13 protein-coding genes are annotated in these 15926 nt (G+C 64.1%); 10 read left to right on the top strand and 3 right to left on the bottom strand.

Translation table 11 applies throughout. The features are described 5' to 3' along the window. Window positions 1-36 precede the first annotated feature (36 nt). The 3 genes from AC629_RS07250 to AC629_RS07240 form a co-directional block, all read right to left on the bottom strand. The gene (locus AC629_RS07250) at window positions 37-2187 is read right to left on the bottom strand and encodes an adenylate/guanylate cyclase domain-containing protein (protein WP_084804048.1); all 2151 of its coding nucleotides are present in this window, start codon (window positions 2185-2187) and stop codon (window positions 37-39) included. Window positions 2188-2205: 18 nt separating this feature from the next. Then, window positions 2206-2877: a hypothetical protein gene (locus tag AC629_RS07245; RefSeq protein WP_084804047.1), complete on the bottom strand. Its 672-nt coding sequence runs from the start codon at window positions 2875-2877 to the stop codon at window positions 2206-2208. Between the two features lie 205 nt (window positions 2878-3082). Beyond that, a complete protein-coding gene (locus AC629_RS07240) occupies window positions 3083-4204 on the bottom strand; it encodes a response regulator (protein ID WP_084804046.1) in 1122 nt (373 codons plus the stop codon). Between the two features lie 285 nt (window positions 4205-4489). On the opposite strand from AC629_RS07240, the gene AC629_RS07235 reads away from it, so the two are divergent. The 10 genes from AC629_RS07235 to AC629_RS07190 all read left to right on the top strand — a co-directional run. After that, window positions 4490-4813 (top strand): STAS domain-containing protein, encoded by a 324-nt coding sequence (locus tag AC629_RS07235; RefSeq protein ID WP_084804045.1) that lies wholly within the window; start codon window positions 4490-4492, stop codon window positions 4811-4813. Further along, window positions 4813-5178 (top strand): response regulator, encoded by a 366-nt coding sequence (locus AC629_RS07230; RefSeq protein WP_027562191.1) that lies wholly within the window; start codon window positions 4813-4815, stop codon window positions 5176-5178. Before AC629_RS07235 ends, AC629_RS07230 begins: the two co-directional genes overlap by 1 nt. Continuing rightward, entirely contained in the window at window positions 5175-7295 is a 2121-nt protein-coding gene (locus AC629_RS07225; RefSeq protein ID WP_084804044.1) for a chemotaxis protein CheA, read from the top strand. The genes AC629_RS07230 and AC629_RS07225 overlap by 4 nt, the downstream gene beginning before the upstream one ends. Further along, entirely contained in the window at window positions 7295-7756 is a 462-nt protein-coding gene (locus AC629_RS07220; protein ID WP_168195417.1) for a chemotaxis protein CheW, read from the top strand. Before AC629_RS07225 ends, AC629_RS07220 begins: the two co-directional genes overlap by 1 nt. A 42-nt stretch (window positions 7757-7798) precedes the next feature. After that, entirely contained in the window at window positions 7799-9493 is a 1695-nt protein-coding gene (locus AC629_RS07215) for a methyl-accepting chemotaxis protein (RefSeq protein ID WP_084804042.1), read from the top strand. Between the two features lie 60 nt (window positions 9494-9553). Further along, a complete protein-coding gene (locus AC629_RS07210) occupies window positions 9554-10042 on the top strand; it encodes a chemotaxis protein CheW (protein ID WP_084804041.1) in 489 nt (162 codons plus the stop codon). Window positions 10043-10107: 65 nt separating this feature from the next. Beyond that, window positions 10108-12303 carry a HAMP domain-containing methyl-accepting chemotaxis protein gene (locus AC629_RS07205; RefSeq protein WP_084804040.1) on the top strand — a complete coding sequence of 732 codons (2196 nt, stop codon included), beginning with the start codon at window positions 10108-10110 and terminating at the stop codon, window positions 12301-12303. Between the two features lie 136 nt (window positions 12304-12439). Then, entirely contained in the window at window positions 12440-13294 is an 855-nt protein-coding gene (locus AC629_RS07200) for a CheR family methyltransferase (protein WP_084804039.1), read from the top strand. Between the two features lie 15 nt (window positions 13295-13309). Beyond that, entirely contained in the window at window positions 13310-14401 is a 1092-nt protein-coding gene (locus AC629_RS07195) for a protein-glutamate methylesterase/protein-glutamine glutaminase (protein WP_084804038.1), read from the top strand. Between the two features lie 5 nt (window positions 14402-14406). Continuing rightward, the coding region (locus AC629_RS07190) for a chemotaxis protein (RefSeq protein WP_143198968.1) at window positions 14407-15926 on the top strand (1520 nt) is incomplete at its 3' end.

The raw sequence follows: 15926 nt of genomic DNA, 5'->3' as shown, positions 1-15926 counted from the left end.
ACATGCGGCGCATGCTCCGGCCCGCGGTTGAGGCCGCTACTTCCCTTCCAGCGTGTTGACCGGTGTCCAATCCGGCGGCGGTGCGTTGGTGATAAGCGCCCTCGCGCGCTTAGCAAACAGAGATGATGGCGGATCTATCTTAGCTACGCCATCGAACGCGACCGCCGCCTTCTCGAACTTCCGCGCCCGCCAGCAGGCCAGTCCCTCCGCATACGCGGCGGCGACCTTCGTCTGCTCTGCGCTCTCCGCGCCCTTGTCGGCCAGCGGTTCGAACACCTTGATCGCTTCGCCGCGGCCCAGCACCCTGATCGCATCGAGCTCGCGCCAGGCGAATGCGTCGCCAGTCTGCGCCATCGTTGTTTCCGATGCCATGATCGCCGTGCCGTAATATTTGTTGGCACCCTCGAGCCGCGAAGCGACGTTCACGGTGTCGCTCATGACGGTGTAGTTGAAGCGGCGGCGGGAGCCGATATTGCCGACCACGGCTTCGCCGCTGTTGAGCCCGATGCGATGCGACAGGCCGTGGCCGGCGAAGGCGGGATTATTGGCATTGAGCTCCGCGAGCTTCTCGTGGCAGTTCAGCGCGGCGCGGACGGCGTTGCGTGCATGGGCGGGATCGTCGGCCGGCGCCCCGAACATCGCGACGATGGAGTCGCCGATATATTTGTCGACGTAGCCGCCATGGCTTTCGATGATGTCAGTCATGGCGGACAAATATTCGTTCATCAGCGTGACCAGCTCGCCCGGCGTCATCGTCTCCGCGATCGAGGAGAAGCCGCTGAGGTCGGAGAAGAACATGGTGATGTTGCGCATCTCGCCGCCGAGGGCCGGCATCTTGCCGGAGGCCACCATGGTGTTGATGACTTCGGGGGCGAGGTAGAAGGCAAAGCTCTTGCGCAGGAAGCGCTCGTCGCGGTCGGCTAGCACGAAGCGATAGCCGATCATCATCGCGAGCGCGGCAAGGCTCGCGAGTGCTGGCTCCGCAAGTGGCAGCGCCAGGGCGTGTACGAATACGCCGATAGCCATGGCCGCGTAAGCGGCGGTGAGGACGAGCCATGCGATCAGTACGCCACCCGGTGCTAACACGCAGGCCGCGCAGGCGATGATCGCCGCGAACACGATCGTGAGAATGCTCCGCAGCGGAAAGCCGAGCTCGGTCACGGCGTCGCGCTCGATGAGGTTTCGGACGGCGGTGGCATGCACGAAGACGCCGGCGACTGCGCTGCGGGCCGTCTGCGCGGCCTGTGCCGGGGCAGGCAGGGCGCATCGCGCGGCGGGCGTCCCATCATAGCTGCCGGAGAGGCGCATAGAGGTTAGCTTGCGGTCCTCGAAATTCAGGATGGTGCCGAGCAGCACGACCTTGCCGTCGAAGGCGCGGCGGAAGATATCGCGGTCGCCTTTCTCGACGCAGGCGCGCAGATCGGCGAAAGAGAAGGTCGGGACGTCGCGGCCCAACCCTCGAAAATTGAGTGTGAGTGTGTTCGGTACCGCACTCGGGATTGCATAGCCGGACAATTCGGTCGCGCCGGACGGCGCAATCTCGGGCTTTCCCTCGAGCGCGCGCGCGGCGAGTTCGACGGCCATGGCGGGTACCGGCTTGCCGTCGATGGGGAAGCTCAGCGGCATCCGCCGGATGACGTCGTCGGTGTCGGTGTTGACATTGAGCGCACGGACATTGTTTTTCGCCGCCAGTCGCTGCGCGCGGTACGGCCCTTCCGGATGGTCGTTGCTCAGGATTTCGCCGAGCACAAGCTTGCCGGTGTCGGAGATCTGGCGCAGCGCGATCAGGTAATCGCGGTCAAACCCCTTCATGCGCGCGCCGAGCGGCGCCTCGCCGAAGGGAATCTCCGACTGCTCGATCGAGCTCGGAAAGATGACGTCGAAGCCGATCACCTTGGCACCGCCGTCGGCGATGCTGCCCAGCACCCGGCCGATCTCGCGCGTCCAGGCCTGGGTCGGCGATCCCTTGAAGGGCGGTGTGTCGTAAGTCTCCCCGTCGATCGCCACGACGACAACCGGCGACGTCGAGGGATCGCGGCGATCGCCGACGATCCTGCCGCGCAGGGCCGTGAGGATGTCGAGCGAGACACCTTGCAGCGTCTGGAGCGGCGAAGACGTGAAGACGGCGCCCGCAAGGAGCGCAATCAGGATCGCCGCAACGATGTCCCGTCTGCCGATCCGCCGCATCGCCTCGTCGCTGGCCGCCTATTCGAGCCGCAGCAGCCGGCCGACGATCGGCGTCGGCGACGACGTAGCGCTGGCATCGACCTGGAACGCGTAGCGCTTGGCGCCGAGAATGGCGAGATAGCTGCCGCCGGGCGTCAGCGACTTCCCGGCCTTGGCAAAGTCATAGAACTTGCCGCCAATCATGATGTCATTCCTGAGCGGCACGCTGATCGTGGGCTCCTTGCCGTCGGTGCGCTCGATGACCAGCGTACTGCCGCTCTTGGCCTGGACCAGCGGAGAGACGCCATAGATCGTGGGAATCTTGGACGGCGCGCTCTTAGTGTCGGACCGCATGGTGCGGAAGGTGGTTGCGGCGCTTTGGTTCGCCTCGCGTTCGGACAGCCGTACCGCATTGGTGTCGCAGGGTACCTTTTCCCGCTGTACCTCGCCGAGCTGCACGGTGCTCTGCTCGGTGCCAACAAGGACGACGCCGTCGCTGATGGTCTCGCGCAGGCAGGATTTGAGATAGCTGAGCGTGATGCTCGCCTTCGGCCCGAGCTTGATGATCTTGCCGGGCGACACGTAGTCCATGAACGCGATGCCGTCGACCTTGCCCTGAACGTCCTCGACGATCGCCGCGGGAGTCTCAGCCGCCAGGGCGGGGGCCGCAAGACAGAACGCGCCGGCAAGGGTGCCGATCAGGCTTCTCATGGGTATTCTCATCCAACTCAACCGATGCTCTGCGGTCCCTTATCCTGGTCCGATGCGTAGCAGCGGAGCGCCCAGGCAAGTGTGACCAGAATCACTCTTAGATATTGAGTGCACTTTATCAGGAAGAGGTTCAAACCGGCGACCGGAGAAAACGGAGCCGCGGCAAGCTGTTGCCCGGGTGGATCAGGTCAGGCGCCCGGACGGCCTAAGGCGAACCGTCCTCGACCGGGCAGCTTTCAGCCACACTCTCTATCATAGGGACGAGCGTGGCCTCGGTTTTCTTAAATGGCGTCGCGTTCTGCCCGGCGGCGATCTCCACGACCTCGTCCCAGCGCGCCAGGAAGGCCTCGACGCAGGCGGGATCGAACTGCCGTCCCTTGTTCTCGACCAGGTATTTGCGGGCCACTTCGAGCGGCATCGGCTCTTTATATGGCCGTCGCGTCGTGAGCGCGTCGAAAACGTCGGCGACCGCGACCACGCGTGCGGCGACCGGGATCTCGTCCGCCTTGAGGCCATTGGGATAGCCCGCGCCGTCCCAGCGCTCGTGATGGCCTGCGGCAATTTGCGCACCGAGCTGGATCAGCTCGCAGCTCGAGCCCGCCAGGATTTTCTTGCCGATCGTCGCATGGGTCCGGATCACCGCCATCTCCTCGTCGGTGAGCTTGCCGGGCTTGAGAAGAATGTTGTCGGGAATGGCGACCTTGCCGACGTCGTGCAGGGGAGCCGCAAGATAGATGTCGCGGCAGAGCCGGGCCGGCAGGCCGAGCTGCTCGGCGATGATGCGGCTGTATCGGGCGACCCGCAGCGTGTGCTCGCCGGTGTCGTTGTCGCGGTATTCGACCGCGAGCGCGAGCCGCAGGATGATCTCCTCCTCGCGCTCGCCGAGCTTCTGGGTCGCGGCCGCCACCGCGCTCGCCAGATCCGCGGCGCGGTCGTTCTGCTTGCGTACGGCTGCACCGAGCCGCACCAAATTGCGCAAGCGCACCGTCATCTCGACGCTCTGCGGCTGCTTGGGCAGGAAATCGGTTGCACCAGCCTGCAGCGCTTCCATCTTGACGTCATCGGTCTGCCGCGACGTGATCATCGCGATCGGGATGTCTGCGCAGCCGGGCAAGGTGCGGAACGTGCGGATGAAGGCGATGCCGTCCATATGGGGCATCTCGTAATCGACCAGCACGAGGTCGAACACACATTCGCGCGCGCAGGCGAGCGCCTCGACGGGATCGAGGAAGGTGGTGGCCTCGATCAGGCCTTCAGCTTCGATATGATGTTTCAGGAAATTGAGGACGGAGCGGCTGTCATCAATCAGAAGCGCTTGGGTCAGCATCGGCGGCCGGGCTCGTTCGGATGGCGAGGCATGATGTCAACGAATAGCCTTTGCGATTTAACGCGAAGCAAACATCAAGCCCGCGGCAAACTGCTCAAGACTGCGCGCAGTGCATGAAATTTGCGCGGGCCATGCGCGTCTGCGTGCATACGCGAAGTCCTCCGGTTTGTGACCCGTAGTTGTACGGTGATGTCCATTAGGGGTTTGCACACTCTCCGACACGAATAGTCGTGGTGCGGGATTCGCGCGATGCGCGCAGCGAATCCGGGGAAATTTGGGGGACGAATGTCGTCTGATGTCACCGAGCCGAAGTGGTCCCTGCGGCTGCCGGCGGATTGCAGCATCGCTGCGATCCGTAGTGTCTATGACCTGATCCGCGAAGCTTTCGGCCGACAGGACCGGCTCGAGATCGATTGTTCGAGCGTCGACAAGGCCGACGTCACCTCGATCCAGCTTCTGCTGTCGACCGCCAAGACCGGTGAGGCCCAGGGCCGCCCGGTGGTGCTCACATCATTCTCTCAGTCTTTGCGCAACACTCTTCGTCGCGCCGGCTTCGCCAGCGAGGCCATGATCGATCAGCACTTCCCGCAAAAGAAAGATGGCACCTAATGGCCACGATTCTCACGGTCGACGATTCCCCAAGCATTCGGCAGATGATCAAGGTCGTGCTCGAGCCGGCCGGTCACAACGTGATCGAGGCCGGCGACGGCGCGCAAGGGCTCGCCAAGGCGCAGGCCGGCAAGCTCGATCTCGTCATCACCGACCTTAATATGCCTGTCATGAACGGGCTCGAGCTGATCCGGGCGCTGCGCAAGCTGCCGAGCGCGGTCGGCATGCCCATCGTGTTCCTGACCACCGAATCCAACGACGCGGTGAAGCAGGAAGCCAAGAGCGCCGGCGCCACCGGCTGGATCACGAAGCCGTTCAAGCCCGAGCAGTTGCTCGCCGTCGTCGGCAAGCTGGTGCGCGCATGAGCGCGATGGACCCGACCGAGGTTTTTCGCCAGGAAGCCAGCGAGCTGTTCGAGGTCCTGGAAGGGGCCTTGCTCGACCTCGGCCAGCGTCCCGACGACCGCGAGCTGGTCGATTCCGCCTTCCGCGCCCTGCATACGATCAAGGGTTCGGGCGCCATGTTCGGCTTCGACAAGGTCGCCTCCTTCACCCACGAATTCGAGACCGCCTTCGATCGCGTCCGCAAGGGCGAGATCAAGCCGACGCAGGAGCTGATCTCGGTCGCGCTCGCGGCCAAGGATTATATCCGCGCGCTGATCGAGGATCCGCAATCGACCGACGACATCATCGGCGAAGCCATCCTCGATGATCTCAAGCGCTTCGTGTCGGCCGATCAGCCCGCCGCTCCGGTCGCCGAGATCATCGAGGCGCCGTCGCGGGCTCCCGGCGAGAGCAAGCAAGCCGGCTGGCATCTGTATCTGGAATTTGAATCCCACATCCTGCGCAACGGTTCGAATCCGCTCGACCTGTTGGAAGACCTCTGCAAGCTTGGTCCCTGCTTCGTCGTTCCGATCACCGACGGCATCCCGTTCCTCGACGAGATGGAGCCGGAAGACTGCTATCTGAAATGGGACGTCAAGCTGCACGCCGCTTGCCACAAAGATGCGATCGACGACGTCTTCATGTTCGTCCAGGACGAGATGAAGCTCACGCTCTCACCATTGGAGCATGTCGAAGCGCCCGCGCCGGCACCGCTGTTCCAGCTTCTCGACGAGGAGCCGGCCCCGGCGGCCGAGATGACCGCGCCTATGGTTGAGGTTGCTGCTGCGCTGGCCGCCGAGCAGCCCATTGCAAAGGCGGAGCCCACATCCGAACCCAGGTTCGAAGCCAGGTCCGAAACGAAGCCCGAGTTCAAGCGCGAGGCGGCACCCGCACGCCGCGAGGAAGCCAAGCAGGAGCGCGGCATCGCCACCGTCCGCGTCCAGGCCGAACGTCTCGACGAATTGATGGACCGGGTTGGCGAACTCGTCATCGCTCAGGCACGGTTGACCCAGCTCGCCGCTTCCGGTTCCGATCTCTCGATCAAGATGATCGCCGAGGAAATCGAGCGCCTCGCCTCGTCCTTGCGCGACACCACGATGGGCGCGCGCATGGTGCCGATCGGCTCGCTGTTCGGCCGCTTCCGCCGCTTGGTGCATGACCTGTCGCGGGACCTGTCGAAGCCGGTCGAATTCGTCACCACGGGCGAGGATACCGAGCTCGACAAGACCATGATCGAGTGCCTTGCCGATCCGCTCGTGCACCTGATCCGCAATGCCATCGACCACGGCATCGAGGACACCGCGACCCGCGCCGCCAACGGCAAGACCGCGCAGGGCCGGATCGAGCTCGCCGCCGTTCATTCCGGCGCGCAGGTGCTCGTCACCGTGAAGGACAATGGCGGCGGCCTCATCACCGCACGCATTCGTGCGAAAGCGGAAGAGCAGGGGCTGATTGCTGCCGGCGCCGTGCTCACCGATCACGAGATCCACCAGTTCCTGTTCCATCCGGGCTTCTCGACCGCGCAGACCATCTCGGCGCTGTCCGGTCGTGGCGTCGGAATGGACGTGGTCAAGCGCACCATCGAGAACATGCGTGGGTCGATCGACCTGTCCACCAGGCCGGGCGAAGGCACCACCGTGACGCTGCGTCTGCCGTTGACGCTCGCGATCATCGAGGGTCTCCTGATCCGCGTCGGCGAAGGCCGCTACATCATTCCGCTGCCGGCAGTGGAGGAATGCGTCGAGCTGACGGCCGAGGACGAACGCTCGCGCGGCCGCAACTTCCTCAACGTGCGTGGCAACCTCGTCCCGTTCCTGCGCCTGCGTGACATCATGTCCTCGTCGGGTTCGCCCGACCGGCACCAGAAGACGATCATCATCTCGACCGGCGAGACCCGCGTTGGCCTCGTCGCCGACCAGATCATCGGCAACCACCAGACCGTGATCAAGTCGCTTTCCAAGCTGCATTCCGACGTCACGATCTTCTCCGGCGCGACGATCCTGGGGGACGGCACGGCGGCGCTGATCCTCGACGTCGCGCAGCTCGTCACGCTGGCGCAGTCGAAGGTCGAGAAGCAGCATATCAGCGAGGCGGCGTGATGAACGATGGTTTGGCCGGCGAACATCAGGCCGACGCGATGCAGGTCGTGATGATCGGCCTCGGCGACGAGAAGTTCGCGCTCGACGCGGGCCTTGTGCGCGAGATCATCGATCCGGTGCCGGCGACCAAGGTTGCGGGCGCGCGCTCTTTCGTTCCAAGCGTGATCAACGTGCGCGGCAACGTCATTCCGCTTGCGGACCTGCGCATCCGCTTCGGAATGCCGCAGCTCGACAACTCGGCCGACACGCGCATCGTCGTCATCGAGCTCCAGCTCGACGGCGAGCCGGTTCTGGTCGGCGTCACCGCCGACAAGGTCTACGAAGTTACGGAGATATCGCAGTCTGACGTGCAGCAGACACCGCGCGTCGGCATGCACTGGAAGCCGGAGTTCATTCGCTTCATCGCCAAGTGGCGTGAAGAGTTCGTCATCGTTCCCAACATGGAACGCATCCTGAATTGAAATCGTGGTCCCACAGGCGGGACTCTGGGGTAGGGGCTGAAGATGAGGTTTACGGTCAAGGCGAAGCTGGCCAGCGCGTTCGGCCTGGTCATCATCCTGTCCATGGTGGCGGGCGGCGTGGCTTACACGAAGCTCGGCGACATGATGGCGACCGCCGATAGCATGGTCCTGCGTGCCAAGCGCATGGAAAGGGCGACCGAGATCGAGAAGACCATCCTGCTGCAGTTGCGGGCAGAGAAGAACGCCATTCTCGGAACCGAAGCCGAAGCGGAACAGTTCGCCGCCGATGCCGCCAAGCGGCGCGAAGACGCGATGAAGATCCGTGACGAGGTTTATGCGCTGGCGAGCGAAGCCGGCAAGAAGCTGCTCGACGGCTTCGCGGCCGCCTATGCGAAGATGAACGCCTACGAGGAAGAAACGATCCGCCTCGCGAAGACCGACAAGGCGAAAGCGACCGATCGCTCGATGAACGAGGGCCGCAAGGTCGTCGCCGATGCGCTGGAGGCGATGGGCGCCTATGTGCAGAATACCAAGAAGCAGATGGCCGACCAGGCCGCCCAATCCAAGGAAGAAGGACACCAGGCGCAATTCCTGCTGATGACGCTCATCGGCATTTCGCTGCTCGTTGCGATCGGCGCGGCTCTGTGGATCTCGATCTCGATCAGCCGTTCGCTTGGCCGCGCAGTCAGCCTTGCCGGAGCGGTGGCTGACGGCGATCTCAACCAGACGATTCCCTCCGCCAGCAATGACGAGATCGGCGATCTTATCAAGTCTCTGAACACGATGGTTGAGAAGCTGCGTCAGATCGTCTCCGAGGCGCTGACGGCCGCGCAGAACGTCTCCGCCGGCAGCCAGGAGCTCTCCGCCAGTGCCGAGCAGCTCTCGCAAGGCGCCACGGAGCAGGCCTCGTCCGCCGAGGAAGCTTCCTCCTCGATGGAAGAGATGGCCTCGAACGTGAAGCAGAACGCGGACAACGCCAACCAGACCGAAAAGATCGCCGCGCGCTCGGCCCAGGACGCCGAAGCCAGCGGCGTCGCCGTGGGCCGCGCCGTCCAGGCGATGCAGACCATCGCCGAGAAGATCACGATCGTGCAGGAGATCGCGCGCCAGACTGACCTGCTCGCGCTCAACGCGGCGGTCGAAGCCGCGCGCGCCGGTGAGCATGGCAAGGGCTTTGCCGTGGTCGCCTCCGAAGTACGCAAGCTCGCCGAGCGCAGCCAGGCCGCTGCGGCCGACATCGGCATGCTGTCGACGGAAACCGTGAGGGTCGCCCAGGAAGCCGGCGACATGCTGTCCAAGCTGGTGCCCGACATCAAGAAGACCGCCGAGCTGGTCCAGGAGATCACCGCGGCCTGCCGCGAGCAGGACGTGGGTTCGGCCCAGATCAACCAGGCGATCCAGCAGCTCGACAAGGTCGGTCAGCAGAACGCTAGCGCCTCCGAGCAGGTCTCCTCGACCTCTGAAGAACTCGCCTCGCAGGCCGAGCAGCTGCAGTCCACCATCTCGTTCTTCCGCATCGAGCAGGGCGGACGCGGTGAGCGCGCGACGGCCGCGCCGATCGACCATGCCGTCAGCCAGCTCCGTGCCAAGGCCGCGCAGATGGCGGCAGCCGACCGGGGCGCGAAGAAGCCCGCGCCCGCCCGCAAGCCGGCGCGTGCGATGAAAGTCGCCGGCGGCGGATTTGCCTTCGACATGCAGGATCGCGAGGACGATCGCGACGCCGAGTTTCAACGCTGACGGATGGCCTAGCCTTACGCCGGACCGCGCATTCAAACCTTCTGACCCTGGACTACAATCATGGCCGTGACCTCGCAATATCTGACGCTCGGGCTCGCCGGCGAGACGTTCGGCATCAGCATCCGCAACGTCCGCGAAATCCTCGACATGCGACCGATCTCGCGCCTGCCGCACGCGCCGGATTTCCTGCTCGGAATGATCGACGTGCGCGGCAGCGGCTATCCGATCGTTGACCTCCGTATCAAGCTTGGCTTGCCGAGTGTGGCGGCGACGGAGGCCACCCGGATCATCATTCTCGACGTGCCGATGAAAGATCGCCTGGTCGGCGTCGGCTTTGTCGCGGATTGCGTCTTCGAGGTGACCGACATCGACGAGAGTACTCTCGAACCGGTTCCAGCCGTCGGCGGCCGCTGGCAGTCGGATTACATCGCCGGCATCGGACGAAAGGGCGACAGGTTCGTGATCATCTTCGACCTGGCACGCTTGATGGCGGGAGCGGACATGCCGGCGCCGCCGGATGCGGCCTCCAAACCTCCAGTGGCGGCTTAGGACCGCGCCTTTCGCAGAGTCGGTATTGCGTCAGTTCATGAGATAACGAATTCGAGGAATGAGAGATGAGACTTACTGTTAAAGCCAAACTGGCGGGCGCCTTTGGCACAGTGATTATCCTGTCGGCGATCACCGGTGGGCTCGCTTATGTCAAGCTGAGCCAACTTGCGGACACATCGGACTTGCTGGTCCAGCGGTCGGGACGGATCGAGCGGGCCGGCGAGCTCCAGAATTTCGTCCTGACCCAGGCCCGAGCCGAGCGCGACATCATCATCGCCTCGACGGAAACCGAGATGCAGGCGATCTCGGACGAGATCAAGCTGGACCGAAAGGAGGCGACCCGCCTCCGCGATGAGATCTATGCGGGCACGGCCGAGGCCGGAAAGCGCCTGATCGAGAAGTTCTCGGCTGCGTACGACAAGATGAACGCGACCGAAGATTCCGTCATGAAGTTCGCCTTCTTGAACTCGAACAACCGAGGTGCTCAGCTCTGGGCCTCCGAGGGGCAACCGATTCTGAAGGAGTGGAACGACTCGATCGATGCGCTTTTCGCGGAAGCCAGCCGCGCGGCAAGCTCGCCCGAGCGCGCCAACGTCTTGATGGCACTCCAGACCATCAGGCTGGAGGGCGCACGATCCCAACGGCAGGTCGCGCTAACCTTTTCGGCGACCAGCATGGATGAGCTGAACGCGTCGATGAAAGTGATGGACGACCGCCTGACTGCGCTTCGGGACGCCGTGCAGCAGAGCTATGCTTCGCTGACGGCCGCCGGACAGTCTTCCACCACCCTCGCGGCACAGACGGAACGGGTTCTGAAGATCATTGCCAAGGTGACGGACATCGTAAGGGAAGGCGGCAATATCCGTGCCGCAGCGCTGGCCGCGACCGAGGGAAAAGCAAACGCCGCGGAAGCCATCACGACATCGGCGAGCTACATTTCCTATTTGAAGAAGATAATGAGAGAGCAGGCGGCTCAAGCCGCAGCCGACGCGAGCCACGCCAAGATCATCTTGATCAGCATCATCATCGCGTCGCTCCTGGTGGCTGTCGGGTCAGCCGTCTGGATCGCGATCAACATCAGCCGCGGTCTCTCCCGAGCCGTCGGTCTCGCCGATGCGGTCGCGCTCGGCGATCTCAGTCAGAAGATCGATGTATCGAGCGATGACGAGATCGGCGATCTGATCAAGGCGCTGAACGTGATGACGGTGAACCTGAACGCGACGGCGGGGATCGCCAACGAGATCGCGCATGGCAACCTCACCGTTGAGGCAAAGCCGCTCTCGGACAAGGATACGCTCGGGCTGGCCCTGGAGCGTATGGTCGAGAAGCTTCGCCAGATCGTGTCCGAGGCTCTGACCGCGGCGCGGAACGTCTCCGCGGGCAGCCAGGAGCTTTCGGCCAGCGCAGAGCAGCTCTCGCAGGGGGCGACCGAGCAGGCGTCCTCTGCAGAAGAGGCTTCCTCCTCGATGGAGGAGATGGCGGCGAACGTGAAGCAGAACGCCGACAATGCCAACCAGACCGAAAAGATCGCTGCGCAATCGGCCAAGGACGCCGAGGCCAGCGGTGCCGCCGTGGGCCGTGCAGTGGAAGCGATGCAAACCATCGCGGAGAAGATCACCATTGTTCAGGAGATCGCACGGCAGACAGATCTGCTCGCCCTGAACGCAGCAGTCGAAGCCGCACGTGCCGGCGAGCATGGCAAGGGCTTTGCCGTGGTGGCCTCAGAGGTGCGGAAACTTGCCGAGCGCAGCCAGGCGGCTGCGGCCGAGATCGGTTCTCTCTCGAGTGAGACCGTGAAGGTCGCGCAGGATGCCGGGAACATGCTCGCCAAATTGGTGCCCGATATCAAGAAGACGGCCGAGCTGGTTGAAGAAATCACGTCGGCTTGCCGCGAGCAGGATGTCGGCTCTTCGCAGATCAACCAGGCGATTCAGCAACTCGACAAGGTCGGCCAGCAGAACGCCAGCGCCTCGGAAGAGGTCTCCTCGACCTCGGAGGAGCTCGCCTCGCAGGCCGAGCAGTTGCAGTCGACGATCGCCTATTTCCGCATCGAGCAAGGCGCCAGGGACCATGCGGCGGCGCCGATCGACCGGGCGGTCAATCAACTGCGTGCGAAGGCTGCCACCATGGCGGCGGCGGAGCGTCCGGCCAGGAAGCCGCAGGCCAAGCCGGCGCGCGCCGCGAAGGTCGCGAATGGTGGCGGATTCGCCTTCGACATGAATGACGGTGAGGACGATCGGGACGCCGATTTCCAGCGCTAGGATACCCCGGGAACCGGTCCATCCCTGTGGTGGATCGGTTCGTGCTCAATGATCGCGTAAACGCGTAAGGTTTCGAGATGGCCCCTATGGCCCGACATTTTGTGCATGCGGCCGTCGCTGGCCGGAGCACACGGCCATGATGCCGGCCGTGCAGCATACGGCCGCGCATCTGTCGGACCGCCACTTCCGGACCATTGCCGAGCTGATCGAAGGCCAGGTCGGCATCAAGCTGCCGCCAGGCAAACGGTTGATGCTGGAAGGTCGATTGCACAAGCGCGTCCGCGCGCTGAACTATTCCGATCTCAATGAGTATGTCGACAATCTGTTCGAGGCGGATCATTTCGACACGGAGCTAACCCATCTCATCGATGTCGTTACCACCAACAAGACCGACTTCTTCCGCGAGCCCCAGCACTTCACGTTCATACGGGAGGTCGCTGTTCCGGCTCTGCTCAAGCTACGCGGACGCAGGAACGCGAACCTGAAGATCTGGAGCTCGGCGAGCTCGACCGGCATGGAGGCTTATACGACTGCGATGGTGCTGGACGACATGGCGCGGAGCGGATCGCGGTTTCAGTATCGCATCCTCGGGACCGACATCTCTACCGCCGTGCTGCGCCTTGCCAAGACCGCGATCTATACCCGTGACATGGTCGCGCCGGTGCCTGAGCAATTCGTGAGGCGATATTTCCTGACGTCGCGGGACAAGTCGCGCGGCGAGGTGCGGGTGGTGCCGGAGTTGCGCCGCATGACGCATTTCATGCGGATGAACCTCATGGATGCGTCCTATCCCGTCGACCGCGACGTCGACATCATCTTCTGCCGTAACGTCCTGATCTATTTCGAGCGCGAGACCCAACGCACGGTGATCGAGCAATTGTGCAACCATTTGCGGCCGGGCGGCTACCTGCTGGTCGGACATTCGGAATCGATGATTCACAGTGCCGTGCCTGGTTTGAAGCAGGTGCAGCCCACCATTTTCCAGGTCTAACCGGAGCGCAACCAAATGCCGAAGGAGAAGGTTCGCGTACTGATCGTGGACGATTCGGCGTCGGTGCGCCAAATCATGCAAACGATCCTCAACGATGATCCCGACATCGAGGTGATGGGCACGGCCTCGGATCCGTTCGCAGCGGCCCGCCGCCTGCAGAACGAGATCCCCGACGTCATCATCCTCGACATCGAGATGCCGCGGATGGACGGCATGACGTTCCTGCGCAAGATCATGGCGCAGCGTCCGATCCCGGTGATCATCTGCTCCTCGCTTACCAGCGAGGGCTCGAACGTGATGTTTGAGGCGTTCGAGGCGGGCGCCGTCGACATCGTGCCCAAGCCGAAGATCGACACGCGGCAGGCGCTGCTCGAATGCTCCACGCGGCTCCGCGAGGCCGTGAAGTCGGCGGCGCGCGCGCGTGTCCGCCCACGGTCGGAGCGGCGGATGGTCGAGAAGAAGCTGACCGCTGACGCCATCATCCCGCCGCCAGTGCAAAGCAAGGTCCGGCCGACGACGGAACGCATCGTGTGCATCGGTTCATCGACCGGCGGCACCGAGGCGCTCAACGACGTGCTCGAGATGCTGCCGCCGCACTGTCCTCCCATCGTCATTGTCCAGCACATGCCGGCGGGCTTCACCGCGGCCTTCGCCAAACGTCTCGACAGCATCTGCCAGATCCGGGTCAAGGAAGCCGAGGACGGCGAGCCGGTTCTGCCGGGCTGCGCCTATATCGCGCCGGGCGCCCGTCACATGCTGCTTCAGCGCATCGGCTTGCGCTATCAGATCGCGATCAAGGACGGCCCGCCGGTGTCGCGGCATCGTCCGTCCGTCGACGTGCTGTTCCGCTCGGCGGCTCAGCACGCAGGTGCCAATGCGCTCGGCGTCATCATGACCGGCATGGGCGACGACGGCGCGCGCGGGATGCTCGAGATGCGCAAGCTCGGAGCCTCGACGCGAGCGCAGGATGAAGAAAGCTGCGTGGTGTTCGGCATGCCCAAGGAGGCCATTGCCCATGGTGGCGTCGAGAAGGTCGTCTCGCTGAACCATATCCCGCGCGAGATCATGCTCTGGTATCAGGCCGGGCATGCGGCGCTGACAGGTTGATCACAATGTCCGCTATTCCGGCCAACACGCTCACTGAGGCGATCGTTGCGATCGAGGACGTCTCGTCGCGCATCGAGGACGTCTTTGCGCGCGTCGGCCACGAGCTCGGTCGCGGTCACATCATTTTCAAGGAGCTCAATCAGGGCCTCGCGACGCTCTCGGAGGAACTCTCCGGCGCCGAGATCGAGGTTGCCGCGACTGCCTTGCAGGAGATCGCTGCGCGGCTCAGTGAGCTGGCGCAGGCGCTGCCGGCCGAAAGCGCCCTGCTTGCAACGATCGGCACGAGCACCGCGGAGGCGTCTTCGCTGCTCAAGCCGCTGTTCAAGCACATCCAGATGATCACCATCATCGCGCGCAGCGCGCGGATCGAGGCGGCTTCCCTTGACGGCGATCGCGAGGGCTTTCTCGCTTTCACGCAGGAAGCCTACGATCTCGGCAAGGCCGTGCAGCGCTCGATTGAAGGCTGCGCACGGGACCAGCAGCGCCTGTCCGAGGCGGTTGCCATCGCGTCCGGCCGGCAGCAGGAATTCGAGAGCCGTTACCGGAATCAGCTGGTGTCGGAAAGCGCCGAGCTCGGCGAAGCCTATTCCGGATTGCGCGACCAGCGCAGCAAGAGCAGCCATCTCGCCGATCTGGCGAGTGCCAGCACCAGGAAGATCGCCGAGGCGGTCGGCAGTTCGATCATTTCCCTGCAGGCCGGCGACAGCACGCGCCAGCGCCTCGAGCATGTCTGTCATGGCCTCGGCCTTGCGTCGGGTTCTGGCCCGAGCCTGGTTCCGGGGCCGGTCGCGAGCGACGACGGTGCGCGCGCGATCTGCCAGTTGCAGGCGGCCCTGCTCAGGGACGCCCAGCGCGAGTTCGGCGGCGACATCGGCCAGATCGTGCGCGCGCTGACCGCGATCTTGCACGATGCGAGCAGCGTCGTTGGTCACGGCCGTACGCTGTTTGGCGGCGGGGATGGCGGCGAATCGTCGTTCCTTGCACGCATCAAGCAGACGCTGGCGCACGCCTCGACCCTGATCGCGACTTGCGAGAGCGCCGGCCGCTCCGTCGACGAGGCGCTCGCGATCGTCGAGGACACGCTGGCGAAGTTTCGCCAGGCGATCGCCGGGCTCGCCGAGGCAACCGTCGACATCACACTGATCGGCATGAATGCGGGCCTCAAGGCCAGCCATCTCGGCAGCCGCGGTAGCGCTTTCGTCGTCATCGCCAACGAGCTCAAGGCGACCGCCGACCAGGTCTCGGCGGGCGCGGGGCGGCTGCGTCCGGTGCTCGATGACATCGAGCGCTCGGCCAATGAGCTGAAGGAGCTTCGCGTGCAGGGCGATCCCACCCAACTCGCCAAGCTGGAGCCGCAAATCCTCCAGGCGCTGCGCGAAGTCGGGGCCGGCAACGAACGGCTCGGCAAGCTGATGAGCCGGCTCGTTAGTGAAGGTGCGGAATTCGAAGGCCTGATGAATTCGGCGCAAGGCCTGATGAGCTCGCTCGGCGAAGGCTCCGCGGCCTTGCCCGCGGTCGCCGCGCG

Source organism: Bradyrhizobium sp. NAS80.1 (assembly GCF_001908205.1).
Lineage (GTDB): Bacteria > Pseudomonadota > Alphaproteobacteria > Rhizobiales > Xanthobacteraceae > Bradyrhizobium.
The sequence above is the reverse complement of the archived record's forward strand: the minus strand, read 5'-3'. Positions and strand labels throughout refer to the sequence as shown.